The following is a 25,487-nucleotide window of genomic DNA, read 5'->3' on the forward strand; positions in this document are numbered from 1 at the left end:
CCAGGTACACGAGGTCAATCCCGCTCGCATTGAGTCGCGGGTGTTTCCGGAGGTGCTCATTTCCCGGTTGTTGGCGACAGTCGTTGCAGTGCTGGTTGAAAGAGGTCGTCTGTTCCGCGACGGTCCGAACGGCAAATTTGGGTCGACAGCCGAAGTTCACCGCCGTTGGCGGTGCGGCTTGCGACGAACTTCCGGGTTCGGCCAAACCGCGTCGGGCCCGACAGGGGGAAGTTAGCGAAAGGCAACGGTGCTGCGGGTAACCGGGAATCCGCAGGAAGCCGGAAAGTCAAGCGCTGGTCCGACGAACAGAATCTCGAAACCCTGATTACCCCTCCGGCGTCGTCAGGTGGCGGCCGCGACCGTCACCGCATCGCCGACCGAACAGACGCCGTCGCTCAGCACCTCAAGATAAATGCCGAGATCGGCATGGCCGAAATGCTGCATGATCGCTTTCGGCAGATTGGCGTCGCGTGTGGCGGTCTCGGGGTTGACGTTGATGGCGGCACAGCGCCGCGTCGGTAGGGCCCCGCGAAAGCGTATCCCGCCCATCTCGACTTCCCGACCGAGCCAGTTGAGCTCCGCCCAGGCAGGCACGCCGTCGAGATAGATGTTGGCGCGGAACCGCAGGGGGTGCACGGAAGTCCCGGTCGCCTCCTCAAGCGCCCGCACGGAGGCCAGGTTGATCACCGAGATCGCTTTCATCATGACTGGCGAGACCACGCCGACATCCGTGAATTTGTGGCCTGCGGCCGAGACCAGGCGGGGGCGGCCTTCAGTCGCTTCGCCCAGATAAGCCGCCATGAAATCCTCGATCGCCTCGCGGCCCGCAGCACTCGTCGTCGCCGCCTCAAGCACAAGCTCACCGCGATAGCGAATGGTTAGCGTGCCGGTCTCTGGATCCAGCCGCGTCGCCAGCGCGGCAAGCTTTTCATTCTTGCGCAGCATCAGGAAATGGCCCTTGTCGAGCGGCTCGGGGGCTTCCGGATCAAAACGCGTCGTGCCGAGCGCCAGCGCGAATGCGCGGTCGAAGGACAGTCCTTGCCCCTGGCTGACGGCCATTTCCGTCAAGGGCTCGGGAGAGAGGCCCTTGATTGGATAGCGGTAGAGATTGATAATTTTCGCCATTATTCCTGTCCCATCACTGATTTTCGCCATTATTCCCGCAGTGCTTAACATAGCACCTGGTGAGGGTGACAAGCCACCGGGAACCGGGGATGGATCGACAAGTGGCTCGCTCAATATGCGCAGAACAGTCCTTTGTGAGTATGGACAGGCAGGGACACAAATCGGTGACGTCGAGTTGCGTTCGAGCGGCGGCGGGGCAGAACGGTCGCTCTGGAGCGCAGTGGCCGCATTCGCAGAAACTAACTGGGAACGGGAAGGGGCCGACTCCCGCCGAGCGTCGTCGGAAGAATCCGGGAAGCGGCCATTTAATTCAAGATGGTGAACGTTGCTTGTCGGCCAATGCCGACGTTGGAGAGGACTTGGATCTACGTCGGCAGTGAGACGGATTGCCGACGGTGGCGGCATCGAGCGGCCGGTCGGCAGCTTCCTGCATCAGCGAACTCACACTCCCGCCCCTTCCCCGCCGCTCGATAGTTGGCCGTCTTAATAATAGAACGGCCGCTTGAAAGACAAGCGCCGATACAGGCGATCGGCTGGAATTGTCCGCCATCAGCACTTTCAGCCAGTCATGCAGGAAGAAGTCAGACTCCGATGCACTCGTTCGCTTTTCGCATCGCGTGACATAGGCCGGTCTCAACGGCAAACCGCGTGTAAGATCGTTCGAATACTGCCACCGTGGCCGATTGCTGTAATTCGAACGCCGCTTGCTTCATCCGTACGAATGTGCATGTGTTGCCGGGAGACGATGCGATGCGCGTACTGCTCGTCGATGACCACGAACTCTTCAGAGCCGGTCTCGGACTACTCATCAAGGAGCTTTTCCCTGATGTCGAACTGCTGCATGCGAGTACGTTGTCGCATGGAGTCGATCTGGCGATGACCGAGCAGCCGGACATCGTTTTTCTCGACCTCGAACTCCCTGACGGGCACGGTTGCGACGCGCTGATCCGGTTGAAAGACGCACGATCATCCTTGCCCGTGGTCGTCGTATCGGCTGATGAAAGCATGGAGACGGTCGGTCGATGCCTCGAACTCCGCGCGATGGGCTACGTGCCGAAATCGTCGTCGCCCGAAGCACTCCATGCCGCGATCGTTGCCGTGCTTTCAGGCGGCGTGTTCCTGCCCGCGGCGAGCATCGCCGGGCTGAGGCGCGCGATCGACATCGCCGAGGCACCGCCACGCGAATCAGCACGAGCACAGCCGACGAACGGCGGCGCCGACCCTTGGAACGCTCCGCTGCTTGGACTCACGCCGCGTGAGCACGAAACACTTGCGTGGCTCGTACGCGGGCTCCCTTCCAAAGCCATCGCGTCGAAGATGGGGCTCGAAGACATCACTGTGCGCAAGTACATCAGTCATCTGCTTGCGCACTTCAACCTGCGGCGCCGCACTGAACTCATCGTGATGCTGGCCGACAAGGGCATAACACTCGGGACGCTATCGGTCACCGATCCTTCGCGAGATCGAGACTCACCTTCCGATGGGCCGCAACGAACCGGCTGATATTCGCCACCAGATCTTCCGGTGCCGCGGACTTGCGCAGCAGCACGAATGGCTCCGGAAAGTCGCGAAGCACTTGAGCGGAGAGTAACTCGCCCGTGATGAATGCGACCGGAATAACGCCCGCCCACGCGAAGTGACGCCTGATCCGATCGGCAACCTCCTTGCCCGAGGCCCCATCGCGCAGCCGGATATCGGTCACGATGAGATCGGGAATGCGGCTATCGTCGGCGAGAATGGCTTCAAACCCGGCCATCGACTCCGCGGCCTGCACAAGCGAGCCCGCGCTCGAGAAAAGGCGTCTCAGGCCTTCGAGGACGGTTGGTTCGTCGTCACACAGCAGCATGAACGTGCCGTTGAGATCGGGACTGTAGAGGTCGCCATACGGATTCGTCTCAGCAGCCGGCTGCGATGCCGCAACGCGTGCGTAGAGCGAAAAGCGCGATCCGCGCCCTTCGACCGATGCGAAACTCATGGTGTGTCCCGGCAGAATACGAACTACACGCTGCACGATCGATAGCCCCAGGCCCAGCCCTTTCGAACGGTCGCGCCCCGGATTGTTGATCTGATAGTACTCGGCAAAAATCGCCTCCCGATGGGCGGGCGCAATGCCGATTCCGGTGTCCCATACATCGACGCGCAGCCGTTCATCCAACTGCACCCAGCCAAGCACGACGCCACCCGACGACGTGCTCTTCATCGCGTTCGATACGAGATTGGATATGGCCCGCTTGAAGAGTGACCGGTCGGTCTCGATGGACGGCGGGGCCACTCGTCGCCGCGCGAGTCTGAGATCGATTCCCCGCAACTGGGCCGTCTGCCGGTATTGCTCGAGCACCTCGGTCAACAGGTTGAGCGTATTGACCGACGTCAGGCGAGGAACATACGAGCCCAACTCGCTATAGTCCTGGATGTCCTTGAACATGTCGAGGATGTCGGACGCGGTCTCCTGGATGACGTCGAGGTCGCGTTCCACCGCGTGTTCGTCCCTGATCCTGGTCCGGGCACTGCGGATGAAAAGGTTGATCGCGGCGAGCGGCTGCTGGATGTCGTGATACGCCGACGAAAAGAACCGCTCCTTCTCCTTGACGAGTTCCTGCATGCGCTTGTTCCGTTCGTTGACCGCACGCGACGCAGCTTCAACGCGCGCCTTGGCCGCGCGCAAGTTGCGCTGATACATGAATTCGCGTCTTGCCGAACGTTCCAAAGGAATACTGACAACCAGCCCGATGGCATACGTCAGCGGCACGCTCGTGCCGTGCGCAACCACCGACGACAGGTGCATGCCGAACCTCTCGCCCGGAGGTTGGAGGTAGAGCATGAGCAGATAGCTCGCGACGCAAAGCCCGACCAGCCACGCTGCCGTGATGGCCCGAAGCCGGAACGCCATGAATATCGTGAACAGGGTAAGCGTCAGGATCGAATAGTGTTCATGCCACGGCAGGTCAACGATCTGCAGCATTCTGAGGGTGGCCAGCCAGGCGCTGAGCGTCCACATGCAGAGCAGCCCGACGGCCCAGCGTTCGTCGAGTGCGCGCGGGGTCCACAACAGGACGGCCACGCCCATGCCGATCGCCGCAGCGATTCTCACGAAAATGAGTTCGTTGTGGTGCAGGTAGGTGGGATCGAGTATGTCGAGCCGCCCGAAATCACGGATGGAAAAAACGATCCATAACGCGGTGAAGATTGCGATGGCCAGTCTTCGCTGTCCGGAGAAGCGCCGCGCGTAGTCCATCCGGAACGCACGTTCCTGAGCCGCCGATCTGAACCTGCGCACCCAGAGGCCCGACGATCTCATGGCGATACCCGATCAGGAATGTCGCCGTCCGCGGATACGGCAGCGTGACATTCAAACAGAATAGCAGGACGTCATTCGAGTCCGAATACACAAATGTAGCGGTACGAATGTGCCTGTCTGCTTCCGGATTCCTACATCTTTCGCAACTCAATTTCGGGCGCCCGCCTACCTGCGTGGGTGTCGGCGGCGTCGGCTGTCGTCGAAAATCAATATGACAGCGCCGGGAAACGAGAGTGGAGAATTCCTGCTTCCTGGCATTTACGAGGAGGTTGTCATGAAATCAGTCGTTATCGTGGTTGCCGCAGCGTCGGCGCTTTCCTTCCCTCTTTTCACGTTCTCTCAGACCGATCCGACACCGACACGTGCCCAGGTGCGGGCGGAGCTACAGCAGCTTGAACAGGCCGGGTATGATCCGGCCAAAGGCGAGGATGCGAGTTATCCGAGCGGCATCCAGGCGGCGGAGGCACGGATATCGACCCAGAGCCCAACGGCGTATGGCGGCGTGCCCTTCGGCTCATCGACGTCCGGGTCCCGCGCGGTCGTTCGCCCCGCCTCTACCGGAGACATGAAGCAACTCTATTTTGGAGGCGAGTAGTACCGTCCCCTTCTTCCCGCTGTCGTGTGCCCCACCGGAACCGCTGCCTGACCAATCGCGGAACGACTTGTGCGCCGGAAATGTCAATCTTCGGCGCACGCCGGAACTTGGGAACGGTTGCCTCCCTTGTGCCGCGATCCCAGCGACCATTGCCTTGCTGCTGGGTTTCTCGATTGTCCACGAACGGGCCGGAACTGACCGGCGAGCCTCCGTCTTCCGTAAGTGCCACTGAAGCGGCCGTCGAGATTTATCGGGCTTGAATGACCCAGCAGGGTCGGACAGCGTCGGTCGGCTATTTGAACCCACCGGTCCAAAGCGGCCACTGGAATTCAGCGGTCTGGAAGCAGCCAGTCGGCAGTGCGTACTCCCGACCCCCGAAGAGACATTCAGCTAGCTCGTAGGCGGTCGTTCACCTCGTACAAACGATGGGGTTACAGGCGTACAACCCGTGATATATCGGAAGCGCACAAAGGGCGACGAGCGCTCGATTTGAGCCTTGCTACGGAACTGCCTCCAGCCAGCCCGGATGGCCTTAACCGTTCGCGATGTTGAACCGCACTCAGCCTGCAACCAGTCGAAAAGTGCGGCTCGAATAAGTGCACGTTGCATCTGTGCAAAGAGCTCAGGCGTGTCAGCGCTCTCGTCAAAGCGGAACCGTTGACGACGCAAGCGCCGCCTTGCGATGCCCACCGACTGTCCACGCAATCGCGGTCCCGATTGCGAGAGCTAACAGGCACGCGGTCGGAACAAGCATTGGTGCGACATGGCTATGACTAACTTTGCCGACGTACGGCATTAGGTTCTGTGCGAAAAACCCTCCGAGATTGCCGATGCAGTTGATGGCGGCGACACTTGCCGCGGCTCGAGCACCGGAAAAGAAGCGCGGGGGAAGCGACCAGAAACAAGGGTACAGCAGAGGAATACAGGCGCCACCCACACACAGGGCGATGAAGCGCAACGAGACCGTCGGCAATACGAGGCTGGAGGCAAAACATACAACGCCGATGCCTGCGACCACGACCATTGCTTTTAACACCACCTGTTCACGTTTGAGCTTCCCGGGAAGCCAAAGCAGAAGAAGTGTCGCGAGTGCCCACGGAATCATGTTGAGCAGGCCGTTGACGCTCGACGGAACGCCCCAGCTCTTGACCAGCGTAGGCAACCAGTACGTAACACCGTACAGCGACGTCGACATCAGCATGTAGGTTGCTGCGAACATGAGAACCTTCGGGTCAAGCAATGCCGCCCATGGCCGGGACTCCTTTGCTTCCGGGGACGCTTCGCGCACAAGCGCTGCGACCACAATGTCCTTCTCATCCTGAGAAAGGAAGTTCGCTTCCTTGACGGAGCTCGGTAGATATCTAAGTGCTACGAAGGCAATCAGTATTGCCGGAAGACCGGTGGCAAGGAAGACCCATTGCCAACCCGCCAGTCCCAGTGTTCCGCCCAAGGAAAGGAGCAGCCCTCCGACCAGCGCGCCAAGCATGTTTGCCAGCGAACTACCGAGGGTAAAAAGGCCAAGCACACGTGTCCGGTAGCTTTGAGGAAACCATTGCGTCAGGTAGTAAATGACGCCTGGATAGAACCCCGCTTCAGCAACGCCAAGTGCAAACCGGAACGAATAAAAAACTGGCAGGGACCGTGTGAACGCCATTAGCACTGTAACGATGCCCCACGTAATCATGATGCGAGCGAGCCACGTCCGGGCCCCGAAACGATGAAGCGCCAGTGTGCTGGGCACCTCAAACAGGAGGTAGCCAATGAAAAACAGCGACGCTCCAAGGCCATACGCGGCTTCCGTCATGCCGAGTGCCTGAACCATTTCCAGTTTCGCGAAGCCGACGTTCTGCCGGTCGATGAATGCGATGAGAAACATGACAATCAGCAGCGGCATCAGCCGCCATGCCATTTTCTTCATTACCTGCTGCTCACGTGTTACGGACGTAGACATGTTCGTTCCGGTTCCATGCCCGCTGCCGCTCGACTGGCGTTTCGAAAACCGTCAGTCTGACGAAAACAGGCAAATTGATATAGTCATATATATGTTTGTATGTTTAAGGTAGGACTGCAATGAGGTATAACCCGGACAAGCGCACGCAAGCGAGCTGCGGCCGCAGCTGGCGACCAGTGATGTATTCGGCGAACGAGGTGTAGAGCCTGAAAGTCGCGGGAAAATGCGACTTGCCGGGTGACAGAAAGTCAGTTCGCGTTGTCGGTCCCTTTGACGGCACCGAACGCGGCGAGGGAGTCGCGTTGTCAGCGAATATCGACCTGGTACTGGAACGCTGCAGCAGCACCACGCGTGGTGCGCCATTCGATAGGCGTCCCGGCGAAATCGGATGCCACACGGTGCACAAGGATTACCGGGCTGCCAACGTCGATATGCAAGAGCGCTGCATCAGCGTCCGTCGCCTGTTCGACGTTCAGGATCTCGGTTGCGGACGCGACGATTTGGCGGCAAAGCCGCTCGTAAAGCGGATAAAGCAAATCCTCGAAGCGACCAAGGGGCAGCGTCGCCAGCGCTTCGAAACGGCTTCGAGGTAGCCATATTTCTTCCGACAGAACGGGTTGTCCGTCAATCAGTCGTACCCGTGAGAGATGAACAGCCTTCTCCGCCGCCTTCATCCGCAAGGTTGAGCGAATCGTCTCGTTTGGCTTGACGACGTCGCGGCTGAGCACCTTCGCCGTCGGTCGGACCGGCTTCCCGTCAGCTGACTTGAATCGGAAGAAGCGGAACAATGACGAATCAAAGCGCGGACGCCGCACAAACGTCCCCTTTCCCTGGGTGCGGGTGAGTACTCCGTCGGCTACCAGCAAATCAATGGCTTTCCGAAGTGTGCCGGTCGACACGTTATAAAACAGGCTGAGTTCCGCCTCTGTGTCGATAGCCTTTTCTGGCGCCCACTCGCCCTCCGCGATGCGGCGCACCAGGTCATCGCGCAGCTGCTGGTAGCGCGGCAATCGACCGTCTGGCTTGGCCGAGAACGACTGCATATCCATGATTCATATAGTTGTTCACAGGAATAGTCACTGTACAACATCTGCAGGGACAAGGGTAAATCCCCAATGACTTCTTCGTCGAGGCGCCTAAACTAAACATACAGTCATATACATGAATATATGAATTTACCGTGGAGACGGCGATGTTCACCTGGTACAAGCAAGGCACACCTCTCGAACGCAGCACCTTCTGGGGATGTTTCGCGGGTTGGGGCCTCGATGCTCTCGATGTGCAGATGTTCACCCTGGCAATCCCCGCAATCATTGCAGCGTACGGCATCGACCACACGCAGGCGGGCGCAATCAGTGGCGTGACGTTGGTGTCGTCGGCGATGGGCGGTTGGTTGGCAGGCGCCCTGTCTGACAGGATTGGTCGTGTCCGGACGCTGCAAATTACGATTCTCTGGTTTGCCAGCTTCACGTTCCTCTGCGCCTTCGCCCAAAGTTTTCCTCAACTACTGGTCCTGAAGGCCCTGCAAGGGTTCGGGTTCGGCGGAGAGTGGGCTGCAGGCGCCGTGTTGATGGCTGAGACCATCCGGACGGAACACCGCGGCAAGGCCATGGGCGCGGTGCAGAGCGCCTGGGCTGTCGGCTGGGCCGGCGCAGTGCTGTTGTATGCCGCAGCTTTTTCGTGGTTGCCGTCAGACACGGCGTGGCGTGTCATGTTCGGTGTTGGCCTGCTGCCCGCGCTTCTCGTCCTTTACGTCCGCCGCAATCTCCGCGAACCTGTGCGCGTTGAGCCGTCTCGCGCTGAACCAGCGGTTTCTGTGTGGGGGCAAATCGCGCAAGTATTCCAGCCGCGCGTCATCAAGACCACCGTTATCGGGGCGATTCTGGGCACAGGCGCACATGGCGGGTACTACGCCATCATGACTTGGCTGCCGACCTTCCTCTCCAAGGAAAGACATTTGTCGGTCCTCAACACTGGCGGGTATCTTGCGGTTGTTATCGTGGCTTTCTGGTGCGGCTGTATGGCGAGCGCTTACCTGCTCGACCGTATCGGACGGCGTCGCAACATCGCATTTTTTGCATTTTCTTGCATCGTCACTGTGCTCGCCTACGTGATGCTTCCCTTGAGCAACACGGAAATGCTTGTTCTGGGCTTCCCGCTAGGCTTCTTTGCTGCCGGTATACCGGCCAGTCTGGGCGCACTCTTTAACGAGTTATATCCTTCCGACATGCGCGGGACAGGCGTCGGCTTTTGCTACAACTTCGGTCGCATCGCCTCGGCGGGTTTCCCGGTGCTGGTCGGGTACATGAGTCATTCGATGTCGCTGGGAGCAGCGATTGGCATCGATGCCGCAATTGCGTACGGGCTGGCGATGGTTGCCGTGTTGCTGCTTCCCGAAACGCGCGGCAAGCGCTTGCGGCCGTCCGGCGTCGAGCAGGCTTCACAACCGGTCGCCGGCGCCGAATTAGCGCTTGACCATCCGCGGAGCCAGCGATGACCCGGGCACCCTCCATCGCGCGGCCACGGCTGCCGCGCGTTGACACGCACGCGCACGTGTTTGCCCGGACTCTGCCGCTGGCGGACGGACGGCGCTACGCACCCGACTATGACGCAACGCTGGATGCCTACCTGAAGCTTCTGGACGAGAACGATATTGGCAATGCCGTCCTTGTCCAGCCCAGCTTTCTCGGCACCGATAACAGCCATCTTTTAAAGGCGCTGACCAGCGACATTAGCCGGCTGCGCGGTGTGGCAGTCGTGTCGCCCGAAATTTCAGAAGACGACCTGCAGCGGCTGAACTGCCAGGGCGTGACGGGCGTGCGTCTGAACCTTGTCGGGCAGACGCTCCCCAAGCTGGGCTCGGCGCCATATCTAACGCTTTGGCAGCAGTTATCAAAACTAGGCTGGCATGTCGAGTTGCACAGGGAGGCGTCGGACCTGGCGCCGCTCGTCAACACTTTGCTGGATGTGGGCTTGCCAGTCGTCGTTGACCATTTTGGCCGCCCTGACCCGGACAGCGGCACACGCGACCCGGGGTTTCACGACCTGTTGGAGTTTGGCCCATCTGGCCGCGTGTGGGTCAAGATTTCGGGCGCCTATCGGTGCTCGGTGCAGGACTCGAGGTTCATGCGCGATGCCACTGACCAGCTCATAGACGCATTTGGCGCCGAACGTCTGATGTGGGGTAGCGACTGGCCACACACGCAGTTTGAACATGCGACGAACTACAGCCAAACGCTTACCGCGTTGCTGGACTTACCTCTTGCGCCCGCGATTGTCGAGGCAATCCTGTGCTCAACCCCGCGCTCGTTTTACGGGTTCGACAAAGACCCCGTGAGGGATATTGTCCCGGCGACACCGACTTCCCAACTCACGTTCTGAGGTCATCATGCTAGTCACCGGTTTGTTGCACGGCGCCAGATTGCTGCAGTTCGTGGGCTTTCCGACGCCCGAGATTCTGGGTCCGGACGCTAGCGAAGAACAGATTCGCGCGATGCTGAAAAAGCACGGCATGATTTTCGTCAAGCCGGTTTTCAAGGGCGGGTGTTGGCAACACGCGCTAACGTCTATCTCGACGGCGTGCCTGCCTGGGCGGAGCTCAACTGGCTCGGTCGGGAAGTGGAGATTGGCGGGATACGCTTTCGCGGGGCCCTACCGACGCGGCGCTGTGCCGTAATCAACGTCAACCCCGAGACCGCCACACGCGATGCCAATCTGCCGAAAGCGATCATGCAGCATTTCGGCCATGCCGATCTGGGCATTTAACTTCCCCTTGTCGGACCCGACGCGGTTTGGCCGAACCCGGAAGATCATCGCAAGCCGCACCGCCAACGGCGGCGAACCTCGGCTGTCGACCCGAAGCAGTCACTGGAACTGCCGCCAGCTCAATGGCCGCTTCCGGAAATCGGCGGACCATCGAAAGAGATGGCAGCAGCACTGCCTCTTGGTTCAGCCAGGATGGGCAGGGGGCCCTTCTAGTTACCCACTCGCGAACTAGCCACACCGCACCAAGCTGAAGGCATCGGTGAACCCTTCGCGTCAACTGATCAGAACGAGTTCTGAGCTTCTCACGTCGTCGTGTCGCCGTGTATGATTAGCAAAAGCGTACTAATCGGCTTTCCGATATTGCCGGCGTGGTAGCTTATCGTGGTTTGGATCGCCACGACTGAATACGACGAAAACGTTCCTCGGGGAAATATGATGAAGAAAATCAACGAACTGACAATTGGTTATAGCGACGCGGAAAATTACAAGCGAAGAGAAAATAAAAATCTATTTAACGAAATATTTATCCAAAACGACTATCTCAATCAACTTTGCAGGCCCTCGACCACGTTTTTGATTGGCGACAAAGGCATGGGGAAACGGCTTATTCTGTTTTCATGGTTAATAATTCACATAACAATAATATTTCCTCTCTCAGATACATTCGGGAGACAGAGTACCAAAAATTTATTACGTTAAAAAACGAAAAACAGTTAGACCTTTCCGATTATTCATCGATTTGGAAGGTAATCATATATTTGCTGCTCTCTCAGGAGATATATGAGAACGAAGGTGGATCGGGGTTTTTTAGGCGCTTTACCAAATTTCAGGCGCTCCACGACGCAATTCAAGAATATTATGTCCATGCTTTCACACCCGAGATTCAGCATGCACTCCAATTCGTAAGAGAGTCAAAGATCGCCGCAGAGTTGCTGAGTAAATTCGCAAAAGCCTCTGGGGAAGAAAAGAATTCAGTAACGTTCAGTGAATCAAGATTTCAGACAAATCTTCTTTATATTCAAAAAAACTTTGAGACAGCGTTAAGTTCGCTCAAGCTTCAGCGAAGCCACATTTTGCTTATTGACGGGATCGACATCCGCCCGGCATCAATTCCGTACAACGATTACATAGAATGTATTAAAGGACTTGCGAACGCCGTTTGGGAAATCAATAACGATTTCTTCCCATCAATCCGTGATTCTCCTGGTCGACTCCGAGCTGTTCTTCTAGTGCGCCCCGACATCTTTGGCTCGTTGGGACTGCAAAACCAAAATACTAAAATAAGAGACAACGCCGTACTTTTAAACTGGTCCACGACGTATCGCGACCATCGCACTAGCGACTTGTTTGCTGTAGCGGATCAAGTGTTGGCCCACCAGCAAAAAAATTCTACTGCTTTAAAGAAAGGAGACGCGTGGGACTTCTATTTTCCGTGGGATTCTCCAAGTGAAAACGATAGAACGATGGTATTTGAAAAGCCGTCTTCATTCATAAGCTTTCTTCGATTCGCTTTATATCGTCCCCGTGATATCATTACAATGTTGACGATGCTTCGCGAAAGATTTGTCACCGCATCCAAGGATCAGAGTCGATCGTTTTCATTGGATGATTTTAACGACGCTACTTTTAGACGAGATTATTCCGACTATCTCCTGGGAGAAGTGAAGGATCAGTTGTCATTTTATTACTCCAGCCAAGATTACGAAAGCTTCCTTAAGTTTTTCCAGTTTTTGGATGGCAGGAATAAATTTGATTACGAAGAATATCTAAGGGCGTATGAGTCACTTACGGCACACAACGAATCATCTGGGGTGCCGCGACCAAAATTCATGTCGTCCGCAGAGGAATTTCTACAGTTTCTATATGACTTGAACATCATTTCATATATCGAAACAACTGACGACAACCAGAAGTTTTTCCATTGGTGTTTTAAGGACAGGACATACTCCAATATCTCGCCTAGCGTTAAAATTGGAGCCCATTACGAAATTTTTTACGGAATGAGCAAAGCCTTGGATACTGGAAAGAAGTTTCAACGAAGTGAATCTGGTCGAAAATCATAATGACTGGAAGACCGGGGTAGAAACAGCGCTCGTAGAAACCGCTTCATACATCCGGTCGAACGCTTCCACCCTGTCGATCTGAAGATCGGTCGATTCCGTTGCGGAAGCGGACCACCTCTTCGTCGACGAATTTTCGGGTGGAAGCAGCACTTGTTTGCCTTTATCAACGGGGAAGTCGACGTTCGAATGTCCGTTTAGTTGCGTGGGCAGGTGGCCGTAGATGGCCGAATTCTGTCCGACGACGCTCGGCGGGAGTCGGCCCCTTCCCGCGCTATGTTAAGCACTGCGGGAATAATGGCGAAAATTATCAATCTCTACCGCCATCCAATCAAGGGTCTCTCTCCCGAGGGAGCTGCGGACGAAAACTTGGACTACCTGGAGGTAGTTCATGTACTCGTACGAAGACCGCATGCGAGCGGTCCGGCTTTATTTGAAGTTGGGTAAGCGCGTCGGGGCGACCATCCGACAGCTGGGTTATCCGACCAAGAATTCTCTGAAATCGTGGCATCTCGAATACGAGCGATGTCATGATTTGCGGACCGGCTATGTTCGTTCCAGGCCGGTATATTCGGCCGAACGGAAGAAGGTGGCCGTCGATCATTACTTAGGCCAGGGCCGTTGTGCTGCTGCAACCTTGAGGGCGTTGGGATATCCCAGTCGCGGGACGCTCGCCGCCTGGATCGAAGAACTGCATCCCGAAATCGGAAAACGCATTGTCGGCAGAGCAACTGGCAGCATTCCGAAATCGCCGGCGGTGAAGCAGGCGGCAGTCATCGAACTGTGCACCAGAGAGGAAAGCGCGCGCCTGCTTGCGCAGAAAGCAGGCGTGAGCAGGCCGACGCTTTACAATTGGAAGAACCAGCTACTCGGTCGTGAAGCCCCAGCATCCATGAAACGCCAGAAGAAGCCAGCGCCTGACAGTGAGCGTGCGAAACTGGAACAGCAGGTCGAATCGCTTCGACGCGACGTCCGGCAACTGCAGCTCGAGCACGACATCCTGAAGAAGGCGAACGAACTGATAAAAAAAGGAATGGGCATCGTCCCGCAACTCCTGAGCAACCGGGAGAAGACGATGCTGGTTGATGTCCTGAAAAACACCTACACGTTGTCAGAGCTTTTAGCCGTATTGGGGCTAGCTCGCAGTTCCTACTTCTATCATCGTGCGCGTCTGCTCGTGGCCGACAAGTATGCTGGCGCTCGCCGAGTCATCGCAGACATCTTTGAAGTCAATCACCGGTGTTATGGCTATCGCCGGATACGCGCTGCACTGGGCAGGCAGAAGGTCGTTATCTCGGAGAAAGTGGTGCGACGTTTGATGAGGCAGGATGGGCTGACCGCTGCCACAGCAAGACGACGTCGCTACCGCTCCTACGGCGGAGAAATAAGCCCTGCGCCGGAGAACATCATCAATCGTGACTTCCGCGCAGGAGCCCCGAACGAGAAGTGGCTCACCGACATTACCGAATTCCAGATCCCGGCCGGCAAGGTGTATCTGTCTCCGTTGATCGACTGCTTCGATGGACTGGTGGTGAGCTGGACAATCGGCACGCGGCCGGATGCCGAACTTGTAAATACCATGCTTGATGAGGGCATCAAGACGGTAGCCAACAGTAATAAACGGCCTGTGGTCCACTCTGATCGCGGGGCGCACTATCGCTGGCCTGGATGGCTCGCACGCATACGTGATGCCAAACTAGTTCGCTCGATGTCACGCAAAGGATGCTCACCCGATAACGCGGCCTGCGAAGGCTTCTTCGGGCGGCTCAAAACGGAGTGGTTCCATTCCCGTGATTGGCGGACTACGACCGTCGAGCAATTCATTGAGGTACTTGACTCCTACATACGCTGGTATAACGCGAAGCGGATCAAGGTCTCGCTAGGCGCTCTCAGCCCGCTCGAATACCGGGAGAGCCTGGGAATCGCAGCATAAACCAGTCCAAGTATTTAGCCGCACCCCCAGCTGCTAACGAGATTCAGGATATGACGTGCTAGAGAAGTCGGAGTGTGACCTTGTGGGAGTACGTCGGTTTGCGGCACCGCCAGATCAAGGCGTCGCCACTCAGGATCATCAAAGTATCCCGCCAGCACACGCCACACGGGAAGTAGGCCGATCGTGCGAAGTGCGAAGTCAAGTCCCGTTATTTCGGGCACAAACATCTCGCTGCGCCGGCTAAGGGCAAACAGGATTGCCGGAAAACGAAAAGCGCCATCCCGTAGGCTGCGGTCCGCAACTAGGTCATGGGCTTGCCCTGCAGCATTCACGAGATCAAACCTTCGGGCGATTTGGCGGAAGCCGTCAGTCCTAGACATCTCCGGCTTACCGACACCAATGTCATCAGCAAGTAAAGCGAGGGTCTTGAGGTACATCTGATCCTCGAAATTGGATGGGCAACTGAGGCCTTGTAGCCACCTGCCGAGAGCAGACGCTACCGGAGCACTCTGCATAAACACGCCACGGGCCGCACGTCGGATATTCCCACTGTGGCCGACCGCCTCTATCCGTGATCGGAGTTGCATCTCGCAGTTACTGGCGATCCGACTGAGATAGTCGCAAAGTGCATCGACATCTCCAGCCACCTTCAAAGGCACGGTGTCTACTGAGCCGAATCCAGCCTCTCCGATGAGATTCCGCAAATTATCTGAATCAACAAAAATTTCAGGATTCAGCGTCAGTCTGTAAATATCACGCCACATCACTAATTTCCCCGTTAAAACGCGATCATGGTTGAGGGAAGCTCTGTACGTCGCCTACGGACAGCTCGTGTCGTGCTCCCCATTAGCAGAAAGGCCTGTATCTTCACGGCGCATACCTAGCCACACCACCAACCAGGCGCAGGCAAGTACACCGACCGACATCCCGGCCGCGTAGCGCAGGCCGCGCACAATGTGATCGTCACCACCAGCGACTAGCGCACCGAATATAGCCACGCCAATTGCGCCAGCGGCCTGGCGCGCCGCATTGAGCACGGCCGAAGCAGTGCCCGACCAGGTCGTGTCGACGCTGGCGAGGACGGTCGCAGTTATCGCCGGCACCACCAACGCCGCACCACCAGGGATCAACAGGAACGGTGTCAGCATCAAGGCATAGCTGCTAGCACCATCCAGCTGCGCGAGAAGGGAAAAGCCGAGGGCAGCAATTGCACTGCCCAGCAGCATGGGAAGGCGTGCGCCAAAGCGACCATTCAACCAACCACTGAGGAGATTGGCGATGACGGAGGTAGCGGTCAGCGGTATGAAGGCGAGTCCGGCCTGCATAGCGGTGTAGTGCTTCACATGTTGCAAATACAGGCTAAGCACGAAGATCACACCGTAGTAAGTCTGGTTCACCGCCACGCCGAGCAACACCGCTTGGCTAAAATTAGGCAACCGGAAAAATCTCAACGGCAGCATCGGGTGTGAGACACGTGCCTCGGCTACGACAAAGGCCACGCCGCTGACGGTGGCCAAGGCGAAGCCGCCCAGTACTCGCGGCTGCCTCCAGCCCAGTGCTCCGATTTCGATCACAGCCCCGCATAGGCTGCTCAACGCCAGCACCACCAGCATCTGTCCACGCAGATCAAGCGGTCGCCGTGTGCACGCTGTTTCAGGCAATCGTATGGTCAGCAAGATCGCGAGAGCACATAGAGGCAGATTGACGAGAAAAATGCTTCGCCACCCAAGGCTTTGCAACAACACCCCGCCGATCAGCGGACCGAACGCGACCGACGCGCTGCCTGCGGCCGTCCATAATGCAACCGCGCGGGCACGCAGTTGGCGGTTGTCGGCGCAGGCGTGATTTAGCAGTGCCAAGGAAGGTGAAACCAGCAACGCCGCGCCAAGTCCTTGCACCGCTCGCGCGGCGATCAACCCCGTAACCGAAACAGACGCACCACAAACCGCCGAAGCTACTCCGAACACACCGAAGCCAACCAGATAGGCGCGCCGCGCACCGAAGCGATCGGCGAGGGTACCCGCTGATAGCAGCAGCACCGCAAACGCCAGCGTATAGGCGTCTACGACCCACTGCAGGCCGGCTAACGAACTGTGCAGCGCCGCTGCCAGCTTCGACAACGCGACATTTACGATAGTCACATCCAGCTGTACAACACTGAACCCAAGGCCGGTGGCAATCACGGTCCATGTCATTGACGGGTGTCGACGAGTCATACACGACACAACGAACGGGGCAAAAGGCTTGGTTGCATCATCCTGCGCTCCTTACGACCAAGATGTTTATGTGGGTCCATCGCAACGCCTGTCTGTCGGAAGGAGTTGCAGTCGAAGATTCGATTCGTCCAGAAATGATGCGTTACGTCAAAACATGGGATATATGGAAGCGTCTTTTTGTTTTTCTCCTTTGTCAGAATTCCGCTTTAGCCTCAGCATGCGGAGCATGAAATTCCATATGTTTTTCATGAAAGATGTTCCTGAGTTAATTCGTTAAGAAGAAGCTTCGCGACCACATCGGAACCCTCGTCCGTGAAGTGAATACGGTCGACAAAGAGCCACTGATCAGGTAAGGCCGCCTTCGCAAGGACCGGTGTAAAGTCCAAAAAATTGACTCCCTTCCCGTTGATGCCTTCATTCAGACACTTCACGTAAGCTTCATGCGTAGCTAGGGAGCAGATATCCCTGTACGTCTCCCTGAGTGAGCCGTGTGTATCCAGTTCTCGGAAAATCGCCTGCTCCTCCGTGGAACCACAAGGCCGGACCCAATCAGCCAACGGTTGGAGCACGTAGGTAAGTCGGGCACCCATTGCCTGAGCGAAAATCTGCCATGAATCCAAACGTCGAAGTGTCAAGCCTGTTGTATATGCAATCTGCTCCTCGAGTGAAAGGACATCAACTTCTCCAGCTTCTTTCGGCTTCTTTCTAAACCACGCAGAAATTGCTGACATCCTTTTGGCCGTCAGCCGATCGAAAAAATTCTGGCTGAAAAAAAACCCTCCATGCTCGCCACGTAACTTCGACGGCAAGCGCGAAAGCACGAGTTCGTTTAGCCCCGAGAAAATAACGATTTCTTTTATGGGAGGCAGTTGATGTCGGTAGAGCTCGAACAGGAGCAACTCTTGCGTAGAGTTGAATGCCCGGCCAGCAAAATTAATCCATAGTTCCGGTCGAAGATCGTTTTCCGTCAACCGCGACGCCAGCGTATGACGATCACTACTTGCGCCAGTACCGAATACTGTTGAACTTCCGACCAGCAAACGAACGGCGTTAGCCCGGTTTAAGGTCGTGGCCGAGTACCGTTTTTTTCTGGCAATGGTGTATCGAAACCCGGAAGCGTCCGTCGACACAATGCTTGAATTAAAATTGACCGGATGAAAATACATAATGTAAGGCAACCAACCCAGATTATCTGGGTCCATGAATTCGCCGACATAGCCCCGCATTTGCGGCGTGAGGTCTGAAACAGCAGACATCGATGCCCCCTTTTTTTGCGTACGACTCGAAGCTGGACAATGTGCATTGAGCTGAGTGCCCCCGCGTGACCCTCTCAACGGTTCACCGACGTTTCGGGCAGAGTGGCGCCCGACCGCGCGGCGACTCCCTTGCATCAGGAGCGATGACATCGCCGCACTAGCGAAGCCAGCTTGATGAAGGCATCAAGAACTGGAGTGCCTCTGCTTCGTCGTTCCACTCTTCAAACGGATCATCATTCGCCTCACAATTTCTTCTACAGGCTCATCGTCCCGCCCCGACGCTACGAAGTCAGGGTGCAACGCATTGAACTCTCGAATCCTCTTCGTCCACGACTCACTACCTGAAAATTGCACTGACGTCTTGGAACTATAAGGCGGCCAAGTCCGGTAGCTATTAATGCCTGGGACCGACGTTCCTCTGACAAGGATTGGATTTAGATAGAGTTCTTCATTCGAAATCAATGTAGAAGTCTTTATAAATCCTATATCCAACCCACATCTACGCTTCAAAGATCTATTCGGTTCGGAACCGTGAATGACATTGGGGTGATGTACCGATACGTCTCCAGGCTGTAACTCGATATCCACGACATTGCTGATGTCGACATACTCCTCCTCAATCGAAGACATCAACATATTGGGTGTGTCGCTGCGCAATACCAACTTCCGCAGCGGCAATTTGTGCGTGCCTGGAATAATCCTCAGACAGCCATTTTCCGTCGAGCTTTCATCAACAGCGAGCCACAGCGATGCCGCTTCCATCGGCGACAGCTTCCAGTAGGATCCGTCCTGATGCCAGAGAACTGCCTGACCATCTATCGGTGGTTTGCAAATATATTGTGCTGTAAAGCAGGCCAGGTTGGGCCCAAGGAAAAGCTCAGCTAGATCGAGCAATCGGCTATCAGTAACCAGCCGAACCCAAAATGCGTCGTCACGCATTAGTGGGTGGTGAAGATGTTCGGGACGAAATTCTGGAAACTTCTCGCGAAGCCAGATAAAATGCGTCTTTGCCTCTGCAATGAGTCCGGAATCTATGACGTTCCTAAAAACTGTGAACCCATTCCGTTCGTATTCCTCTAGGTTATGCGAGTATTCTTCCACGTTCTTCACGGCAAGCATAGTGTCTCTCCGGCGCGCTACGGAAAAGGTATTGAGGTCACAGGTAATGAAGCGAAACTTGGACATTCGGAAGCGAGCCTGTCAGCTCCAACGAAAATTCTTTGGTGCGAACAGCCGAGCAAAGCCCCTCTTTCAACAATGCTCCGAACGCGTCGTTACGATTCATGAGTGGCATTCTGGTGTATTTGTCGCCGTGCGGCTTTACCGAAAAAACTGAGGCTTGACGATTCTGGTTCTTTTTCGGATCTTTTATCGCAACGCGCTGAATTCCTTGGGATCGGCTATAGCTTGCAGTTTTCGGTTGGAAGGCTATTTATCACCTTGATTGCCGCGACCGCCGTCCGTCGGCACAATGCAATGCCGCAGTCTGGCACCGGGCCGCGGACCGGCGTCATTTTTTGACAACACAAAACGCCAAAAAGCATAGAAATCGTCAAAGATTTATCGGCGGCTACTTTAATCTGCTCAGACGATACGCCGTACCATTGCGCGTTTTCGACAGTTCGGATGGAAGGCCCAACAACAATAGAAATTGAGATCCCGGCACCCATGGCGGCAGATGACGACCCTACGCGTTTTGGCGAATATGTCCGCACGAAGCTTGACGGACTCAGGGTGAGTACCCGGGAGCTCCCGGACACGAGACATAATGCTCACCTCCCTATGTTATTGAAGATCAATGGATAGTTGATTCGGGTCAGCTGATTGCGGACCCTCGATGGCACTTCTTGCTGTGATAAACGTTTCGACATCGACGCGCCGTAAAATCCACGGTGCGCCAAGACACGCCTGCGTGGCAGGCAATCGCTTGATGCGGATCAGCCGGAAGACGGTCGGTGTACTGATGCCTAATAGCGCCGCGACTTCCGTCACATTCAGCTCATTGCGCTCTTGCCGCTCTCCCTCGCGATAAGCGGCTATCGCATGGTCTTTGCGCAAGATACAAATTCGCGCCGCTGTCCATGAAAGCCCTTTCGCCGTGCGTTTGCCTAAACGATTAACGACAGCAGCGATGCCTTGGTCTGCAAGCGTTCTCGCCAAGGCTCGAACGATGTCGATCGTTTCGACGTCAGTGGCCCAGCGATGTTGACCGGTCCGGTTCGTTTCAAATTCGAGCTCGGTGTGATCGCCCCCTTGCCAGTGTAGGAGCGCCCGGATGGTGTGGTCCTGCTTGGTGACGACAATCTCTTTGAGCACGGTGCGCAAGATACGTTTCTTGATCTCGATGGCACTGGCAGGGTGATTCCACAACCTGGGCAGGTCAGTTCCTAATCTCATGAGCTCGTCGCGCGCGGTGGCGCTGAGTGAGTCTGCAGGCTGCTCGCGCAGCGCATCCAGTTCGCACTGCCGCTGCGCTTGTGTTGCCAACGCGTCGTTCCACCGACGCTCAAGCTCGGAGGCTACCAGCCGGTTATCGGGATCGATCGCATCGTACTGCCGACGCGCCCGAGCAGCTTCATAACGTGCCTGTTCGAGCGCCAGTTCCTTGTGCCGGACTCGCTCATCCTCACTCAGGCGCTTGCGCTCAATGGCGTCCAGCGATGCGCGAATGCCCAATGGTTCAAGTCGGTGTAGAACTTCCTCAGCGACGCGTTGGTCTACGCGCACCGCACCGAACGAGATGCAGCGTGGGCCGCCATGATTGATCATGCTGCCCTGACAGCTATAGCGGCCGATGTCGCCCTTGGTGCCTGAATACGCGACGTGCAGTTTGCGACCGCAATGGCCGCAGCGGATGAGACCGGCCAACAGCAAACCGCCGCGTTTGACCGCACCCCGAACCATGTTGCCCTTCATGTTGGCGTTGTCGGTGATCAATTTGCGATTGCTCTCGTACTCGTCCCAGCTAATGTATCCCGCGTGGTGTTCGACGATCAAGACCTGCCATTCTTCGCGATTGACGTGGGTGCCGCTGTACAGCCGCTTGCGACCGCTCTCAATGCGCACAATCGTCTTGGTCTTGCCGAATGCGTATGCCCCGCCGTAGGTGGGATTCGTCAGGACATGCCACAGGGTGTTATAGACCGGTAGTTTCCAGACAATATAACGGCCCTCCGGGCCATAGCTTGCCGCCGGTAGCTCAATGCGCTCCTGTCGAAACCAGATTAAAACCTGCCTCACACTACCAAACTCGCGAAACTTCCGAAACACCAGATCGAGCGCTTCACGAATACGTAGATCCGGATCCTTCTCGATGCGGTTGTTCGGAACACGCATGTAGCCAATCGGTGCGGTCATGAACAACTCCCCGCGCTTGGCCTTCTGATCCAGCGCGGCTTGGGAGCGTTGACGAAACGTCGAGAGTTCCATCTCGGATAACGTGCCCTTCATGCCCAGCAGCAGGCGGTCGTTAGGCTCGCGCGGATCATATACACCATCTTCATCCACCAGGATCGTTCCGACGAGCCGACAGAATTCGAGCAACGTGTGCCAGTCACGCCCGTTGCGCGCGAGCCGGGACGCTTCGATACAGAATACTGCGCCCACCGCGCCGCTACAAAGGGCGGCCAGCAAGCGCTCGAAGCCGGGCCGATGGATACCCGAGCCCGAGCGGCCCAGGTCGTCATCGATGACCGTCACCTCAGGCCAGCCGAGCACGCGGGCACGATCGGCGAGTCCATACTGACGTAACTGGCTCTCACGATTATGCTGCACCTGGTCCAGCGTCGACTGACGAACGTAGACATAGGCGAGGCGCGAGAGATGCTCAGCGCGGATCTTGTTCATCGCGCACCTCCATCTCGATTGCATCGATCACCGACTGCATCAACAGTGTCAACTGCGCCACTACGTCCGCTAACACCTCTGCGGGCAGAGGTCCTTCCTCGCTGCTCCCCTCGAACAGATCGTGCTGCACCATCACCTGTTTGCGCATCACCGTATCCCCTGTGCGTTGACAACACTGAAGAAGATAAAGCGGCGCTGACCAGGCGTTGAAGTTCGATCAACGCCCCGTGCGGTAATTCCGGCTGCACAACGATAGACATGCGAGTTGCTGCTTCGCCGGTCATCCACGGCGGAAGATGAGCGCGAGTGCCATCGGGTTGCATGATGATCAGGTACGACTCGCCTCGATAGCGATTCATTCCAATGACATTAACGCGCTCGCCGAAGCGCGGGTGAAACGGATAGCGGACAACGACATCGTCGCAATGATGATGGGCAGTGTGTTGCAGGTTCGCCACGAGACGGAAAGATACACACCCACCTCATGGGTGACTCTTACACGGCTCGAATTGCCGTCCGTGACTCTTGACTGTTCCAGCATTTTCAATGAGCTCAAGATTACCGTGTACGATGCGGACTGCCGCCGCCCCACAGTGCTTCATGTCGACGATGCTCTTTGCAACGTGCCGCGTTGGGCTGGCACAGTCATCTCTATCGTCCCGCCCGGCACGAAGGTCCGTGAAGAACATGGCACAGGGCCATTCGGATCGATATCGGTAAGCATTGACCTGGAAGAGCTCGCGAAAAGGCTGAATATTCAGCCGGCGGAAATGGATCTAAAACCGATGATGTACGAACGGGCGGACGGGCTTGCCGACATCGTCAAGAATTTTTGGCACGTCGTTCGTGATGGTGCAGATGTGGCATACGTTGAAGCGGGCGTCCATTACATCGTGCTGGACGTGTTGCGCCTGCAGGAGGAGGAGCCGTCACGCGAGGACGGCCCATTCGCCGGTCTGTCCAGTCGGCAACACGCGAAAGTGTGTGCATTCATTGACCGCCATCTGAGCGACGAAGTGGATTTCGACGACATGGCTCGTGAGGTGCAACTTAGTCGAAGCTATTTTACAAAGATGTTTCGCAACACTTTCGGGAGATCCCCCGTCAAGTACCTCCGTGAGTGTCGCGTGAAACAGGCCATTGAATTGATGCGAAAGTTCCCACGTCGAAGGCTCGTTGAAATCTGGCTAGAATGTGGGTTTAACGGTGGCAGCCAGTTTTCGCGCACCTTCAAACAGATAACGGGACAGTCGCCAGCAGATTATCGACGCACCCTAATCCGGCCCTGAGCCGAACTACGTCAGCATACACTCAGGCGTCGCAGCCGTTCTGTTCACACTGCTGTTGCAACAAGATGGAGAGCAATATGTCGTTGACAACACATTTTGAATACCCGGAAGGTTACGAGGGGATAGAACAGAAGGAGTTGGTGATTGGCGGAGGGAAAGGACCGCAAGTCGAGCGAATACGTCTGTTGCCGTGGCTCACTATTACAAGGATGCGAGCGGCACAGTCGTCTTTTTCCTATAGCAGCGCCTTCAATGGACATCGATTTAGTCTGTACAGCGGCAAATCGGATTTTCGAGGTACTTGCTATATCGAAGGTGTTGCTCACGCGATGCCCGTTTGCCTTGGTAACTCAATCTCCATTGTGCCCGATGGGCAGCAGATGTTTATTGAATGCCATACCCGTCTCCTACGAGTAACCTCGGTCGTTATCGAAGAAGAGCAATTGCTGAAGACGTCCACAGTGCTCCCTGCGGCAACCCGGCTCGCGCCAATTGCAAGTTTGGAAGCTCCATTTTTACGAAACCTGCTAACACGGTTTGTTCTGATGGCCTCATCACCGGAAATCAATTCGCTCTACATGGAGTCATTCGCGGCGTTCGTACTTCGAGAGGCAGCGAGGTGTCAGGGTTCAAGCGCCAATCTGCAGGTCCAGACTTCCGGCAGGTTTGACGTTACGCAAGCTCGTATGGTGAGCGAGTACGTGGAAAAGCATCTTGCCCGAGACGTGCTGCTAGAAGAAGTAGCCGAGTTGGTGCAACTTGGCCCAGGTTTTTTTTCCCGAATATTTCGCCAGACTTTAGGGATGTCGTTCGAGCAATATGTGTCCCGGCGTCGTGCCGCGCAAACTGAGACTTCATTGCCCGAGCGTCGCGCAAATTGCAATTTACCCCGCTGAAACCAATTTCAAAAATGCGCAACTGGGGAGAATTAGTTCTCCGCCCGCCTGATGTTACGCCTCTCTACGTGACCGTGTGTCCGATACTCATTGCACCGCGGCAAGAATTGCAACTGACATTAGAAAACGTGCTCTCAAATGACGCTGTTCTCGTGGCTCGCAAAGATATTACCGCCATGAAATTGACGTCCAGCGTCAATCTTGATCTCACGGAATTTCGAGCTCAAGGAATGTACTCGCGAGCCTTGGCCGGCTGTGCTAGCGGCAGGACGCTCGCCTTTGGATTCGTAGCAATCCAGCCGTCCAGCAAATCTGCCCACTCCTGGAGCATCGCCCTCCTTTGCTCGCCATACTCCGCCTTGTTGTAGACCGCGCGCACGCCACGCTGTTCGTGAGCGAGACATTTCTCGATCCAGTCGGTGTTGAATCCTGCTTCGTGCAATATCGTGCTGGCCGTCCGACGCAGATCGTGCACCGTGAACGGATCAAAATCTGTCCCGTCGTCGCGTATTAGCTTGACCGTGCTGTCAATGACGCGGTTCAGAGTCGCCGCACTGATCGGGGAGGCCGTTTCATAGCGGCCGGGATGCACGTACGAACTCGCTCCGAAGCACGTCTTAAACGCGACCAGAATGTCCAGAGCCTGTTGACTCAGGTAGACATTGTGGGGGCGACCGGCCTTCGTCCGTTCCTTCGGAATTGCCCAGACTGCGGTATCAAAATCTATTTCGCTCCACATTGCCAGAATGAACTCAGACTTGCGCACCAGCGTGAGCAACATGAATCTGATAGCGAGACGCAACGTAGGCATCGTCGGCGTTTTATCCAATGCACTGAAAAACACATGAATTTCGGCTGGCGATAGTGCCCGATCACGTGGTTTGAAGCTGGCGATGGCAGACGGACGGATGGCTTCCCCAGGATTGTCTACCTTCAGTCCCCGCGCCTGCACGAAACGGTAGACCTGCAGAACGATCTCGCGCGCATGCACGGCAGGGGCCGCAGCGCCCCTCTCCTTGATCTTCTCGCAGCGCGCCATCAGTCGTGCCGGTGTGATCTCATCCAACTTCAGACGGCCAAACTCCGACGCGAGATTGCGGTCGTAAACTGATTTGCGCATCGACCGTGTGGACTCGGCAAGGGCGGCCTCCGCGAAATACTTCTCCGCCCAATTCCCACTCGATTCTCTATCAGGCCTGCGAAACCAGCAATGGCGGGCGATTGGGACGATCCGTGTAAGTATGATACCGTAAAGCG

General features: G+C 56.3%; 19 protein-coding genes and 2 pseudogenes. 10 read left to right on the top strand and 11 right to left on the bottom strand.

Annotated elements, in window-relative coordinates; all coding sequences use genetic code 11:
• Positions 1 to 342 precede the first annotated feature (342 nt).
• The gene (locus tag B0G80_RS05710) at positions 343 to 1,125 is read right to left on the bottom strand and encodes an MOSC domain-containing protein (protein ID WP_116117319.1); all 783 of its coding nucleotides are present in this window, start codon (positions 1,123 to 1,125) and stop codon (positions 343 to 345) included.
• 750 nt (positions 1,126 to 1,875) lie between these two features.
• On the opposite strand from B0G80_RS05710, the gene B0G80_RS05715 reads away from it, so the two are divergent.
• Entirely contained in the window at positions 1,876 to 2,628 is a 753-nt protein-coding gene (locus B0G80_RS05715) for a response regulator transcription factor (RefSeq protein WP_147309832.1), read from the top strand.
• Here the strand turns inward: B0G80_RS05715 and B0G80_RS05720 are convergent.
• Positions 2,570 to 4,423 (bottom strand): hybrid sensor histidine kinase/response regulator, encoded by a 1,854-nt coding sequence (locus B0G80_RS05720; RefSeq protein WP_116117321.1) that lies wholly within the window; start codon positions 4,421 to 4,423, stop codon positions 2,570 to 2,572. The genes B0G80_RS05715 and B0G80_RS05720 overlap by 59 nt on opposite strands.
• A gap of 274 nt (positions 4,424 to 4,697) precedes the next feature.
• Here B0G80_RS05720 and B0G80_RS05725 point away from each other — a divergent pair, with 274 nt between their 5' ends.
• A complete protein-coding gene (locus B0G80_RS05725; RefSeq protein ID WP_116119534.1) occupies positions 4,698 to 5,018 on the top strand; it encodes a DUF4148 domain-containing protein in 321 nt (106 codons plus the stop codon).
• Between the two features lie 643 nt (positions 5,019 to 5,661).
• Here B0G80_RS05725 and B0G80_RS05730 read toward each other — a convergent pair.
• Positions 5,662 to 6,969 carry an MFS transporter gene (locus B0G80_RS05730; protein ID WP_116117322.1) on the bottom strand — a complete coding sequence of 436 codons (1,308 nt, stop codon included), beginning with the start codon at positions 6,967 to 6,969 and terminating at the stop codon, positions 5,662 to 5,664.
• 305 nt (positions 6,970 to 7,274) lie between these two features.
• The gene (locus tag B0G80_RS05735; protein ID WP_116117323.1) at positions 7,275 to 8,018 is read right to left on the bottom strand and encodes a GntR family transcriptional regulator; all 744 of its coding nucleotides are present in this window, start codon (positions 8,016 to 8,018) and stop codon (positions 7,275 to 7,277) included.
• 143 nt (positions 8,019 to 8,161) lie between these two features.
• Between B0G80_RS05735 and B0G80_RS05740 the strand changes: the two genes are divergently transcribed.
• The 6 genes and pseudogenes from B0G80_RS05740 to B0G80_RS05765 all read left to right on the top strand — a co-directional run bounded on the left by B0G80_RS05740 (position 8,162) and on the right by B0G80_RS05765 (position 14,727).
• Positions 8,162 to 9,466, top strand: coding sequence for an MFS transporter (locus B0G80_RS05740; RefSeq protein WP_116117324.1), 1,305 nt, complete (start codon positions 8,162 to 8,164; stop codon positions 9,464 to 9,466).
• A complete protein-coding gene (locus tag B0G80_RS05745) occupies positions 9,463 to 10,350 on the top strand; it encodes an amidohydrolase (protein WP_116117325.1) in 888 nt (295 codons plus the stop codon). Before B0G80_RS05740 ends, B0G80_RS05745 begins: the two co-directional genes overlap by 4 nt.
• Before the next feature lie 7 nt (positions 10,351 to 10,357).
• A pseudogene (locus tag B0G80_RS46640) lies at positions 10,358 to 10,513 on the top strand (carboxylate--amine ligase); the annotation flags it as partial.
• Positions 10,514 to 10,515: 2 nt separating this feature from the next.
• Positions 10,516 to 10,734 (top strand): MOSC domain-containing protein, encoded by a 219-nt coding sequence (locus B0G80_RS05755; RefSeq protein ID WP_258878815.1) that lies wholly within the window; start codon positions 10,516 to 10,518, stop codon positions 10,732 to 10,734.
• A gap of 551 nt (positions 10,735 to 11,285) precedes the next feature.
• Positions 11,286 to 12,797: a P-loop ATPase, Sll1717 family gene (locus B0G80_RS05760; protein WP_220377441.1), complete on the top strand. Its 1,512-nt coding sequence runs from the start codon at positions 11,286 to 11,288 to the stop codon at positions 12,795 to 12,797.
• A 388-nt stretch (positions 12,798 to 13,185) separates the two neighbouring features.
• On the top strand, positions 13,186 to 14,727 hold the full coding sequence (locus B0G80_RS05765; protein WP_116116775.1) for an IS3 family transposase: 1,542 nt from the start codon (positions 13,186 to 13,188) through the stop codon (positions 14,725 to 14,727).
• Positions 14,728 to 14,741: 14 nt separating this feature from the next.
• Here the strand turns inward: B0G80_RS05765 and B0G80_RS05770 are convergent, their stop codons facing one another.
• The 6 genes from B0G80_RS05770 to B0G80_RS45695 all read right to left on the bottom strand — a co-directional run bounded on the left by B0G80_RS05770 (position 14,742) and on the right by B0G80_RS45695 (position 22,193).
• Positions 14,742 to 15,491, bottom strand: coding sequence for a hypothetical protein (locus tag B0G80_RS05770; protein WP_116117326.1), 750 nt, complete (start codon positions 15,489 to 15,491; stop codon positions 14,742 to 14,744).
• A 54-nt stretch (positions 15,492 to 15,545) separates the two neighbouring features.
• A complete protein-coding gene (locus tag B0G80_RS05775; RefSeq protein WP_258878816.1) occupies positions 15,546 to 16,910 on the bottom strand; it encodes an MFS transporter in 1,365 nt (454 codons plus the stop codon).
• Between the two features lie 278 nt (positions 16,911 to 17,188).
• Positions 17,189 to 18,199: an SGNH/GDSL hydrolase family protein gene (locus B0G80_RS05780; protein ID WP_116117328.1), complete on the bottom strand. Its 1,011-nt coding sequence runs from the start codon at positions 18,197 to 18,199 to the stop codon at positions 17,189 to 17,191.
• A gap of 183 nt (positions 18,200 to 18,382) precedes the next feature.
• The gene (locus B0G80_RS05785) at positions 18,383 to 19,318 is read right to left on the bottom strand and encodes a phytanoyl-CoA dioxygenase family protein (RefSeq protein ID WP_116117329.1); all 936 of its coding nucleotides are present in this window, start codon (positions 19,316 to 19,318) and stop codon (positions 18,383 to 18,385) included.
• A 666-nt stretch (positions 19,319 to 19,984) separates the two neighbouring features.
• On the bottom strand, positions 19,985 to 22,045 hold the full coding sequence (locus B0G80_RS05790; RefSeq protein ID WP_116116778.1) for a recombinase family protein: 2,061 nt from the start codon (positions 22,043 to 22,045) through the stop codon (positions 19,985 to 19,987).
• Positions 22,026 to 22,193, bottom strand: a complete 168-nt coding sequence (locus B0G80_RS45695) for a hypothetical protein (RefSeq protein WP_181919892.1) — start codon at positions 22,191 to 22,193, stop codon at positions 22,026 to 22,028. Before B0G80_RS45695 ends, B0G80_RS05790 begins: the two co-directional genes overlap by 20 nt.
• A 148-nt stretch (positions 22,194 to 22,341) precedes the next feature.
• Between B0G80_RS45695 and B0G80_RS05795 the strand changes: the two genes are divergently transcribed.
• Positions 22,342 to 23,334: an AraC family transcriptional regulator gene (locus tag B0G80_RS05795; protein ID WP_116117330.1), complete on the top strand. Its 993-nt coding sequence runs from the start codon at positions 22,342 to 22,344 to the stop codon at positions 23,332 to 23,334.
• Between the two features lie 77 nt (positions 23,335 to 23,411).
• Entirely contained in the window at positions 23,412 to 24,230 is an 819-nt protein-coding gene (locus B0G80_RS05800; protein WP_116117331.1) for an AraC family transcriptional regulator, read from the top strand.
• A gap of 223 nt (positions 24,231 to 24,453) precedes the next feature.
• Here B0G80_RS05800 and B0G80_RS05805 read toward each other — a convergent pair.
• Positions 24,454 to 25,407 (bottom strand): annotated as a pseudogene (locus tag B0G80_RS05805) (tyrosine-type recombinase/integrase); the annotation flags it as partial.
• Positions 25,408 to 25,487: the final 80 nt, after the last annotated feature.

The organism is Paraburkholderia sp. BL6669N2, assembly GCF_003387275.1.
Lineage (GTDB): Bacteria > Pseudomonadota > Gammaproteobacteria > Burkholderiales > Burkholderiaceae > Paraburkholderia.

Coding starts and splice junctions, on each gene's coding strand:
- B0G80_RS05800 (WP_116117331.1), top strand. CDS start 23,412: ATGTCGTTGACAACACATTTTGAATACCCGGAAGGTTACGAGGGGATA.
- B0G80_RS05790 (WP_116116778.1), bottom strand. CDS start 22,045: ATGAACAAGATCCGCGCTGAGCATCTCTCGCGCCTCGCCTATGTCTAC.
- B0G80_RS05725 (WP_116119534.1), top strand. CDS start 4,698: ATGAAATCAGTCGTTATCGTGGTTGCCGCAGCGTCGGCGCTTTCCTTC.
- B0G80_RS05795 (WP_116117330.1), top strand. CDS start 22,342: ATGAGCGCGAGTGCCATCGGGTTGCATGATGATCAGGTACGACTCGCC.
- B0G80_RS45695 (WP_181919892.1), bottom strand. CDS start 22,193: ATGCGCAAACAGGTGATGGTGCAGCACGATCTGTTCGAGGGGAGCAGC.
- B0G80_RS05745 (WP_116117325.1), top strand. CDS start 9,463: ATGACCCGGGCACCCTCCATCGCGCGGCCACGGCTGCCGCGCGTTGAC.
- B0G80_RS05780 (WP_116117328.1), bottom strand. CDS start 18,199: ATGTCTGCTGTTTCAGACCTCACGCCGCAAATGCGGGGCTATGTCGGC.
- B0G80_RS05720 (WP_116117321.1), bottom strand. CDS start 4,423: ATGAGATCGTCGGGCCTCTGGGTGCGCAGGTTCAGATCGGCGGCTCAG.
- B0G80_RS05765 (WP_116116775.1), top strand. CDS start 13,186: ATGTACTCGTACGAAGACCGCATGCGAGCGGTCCGGCTTTATTTGAAG.
- B0G80_RS05785 (WP_116117329.1), bottom strand. CDS start 19,318: ATGCTTGCCGTGAAGAACGTGGAAGAATACTCGCATAACCTAGAGGAA.
- B0G80_RS05715 (WP_147309832.1), top strand. CDS start 1,876: ATGCGCGTACTGCTCGTCGATGACCACGAACTCTTCAGAGCCGGTCTC.
- B0G80_RS05740 (WP_116117324.1), top strand. CDS start 8,162: ATGTTCACCTGGTACAAGCAAGGCACACCTCTCGAACGCAGCACCTTC.
- B0G80_RS05730 (WP_116117322.1), bottom strand. CDS start 6,969: ATGTCTACGTCCGTAACACGTGAGCAGCAGGTAATGAAGAAAATGGCA.
- B0G80_RS05770 (WP_116117326.1), bottom strand. CDS start 15,491: ATGTGGCGTGATATTTACAGACTGACGCTGAATCCTGAAATTTTTGTT.
- B0G80_RS05710 (WP_116117319.1), bottom strand. CDS start 1,125: ATGGCGAAAATTATCAATCTCTACCGCTATCCAATCAAGGGCCTCTCT.
- B0G80_RS05735 (WP_116117323.1), bottom strand. CDS start 8,018: ATGGATATGCAGTCGTTCTCGGCCAAGCCAGACGGTCGATTGCCGCGC.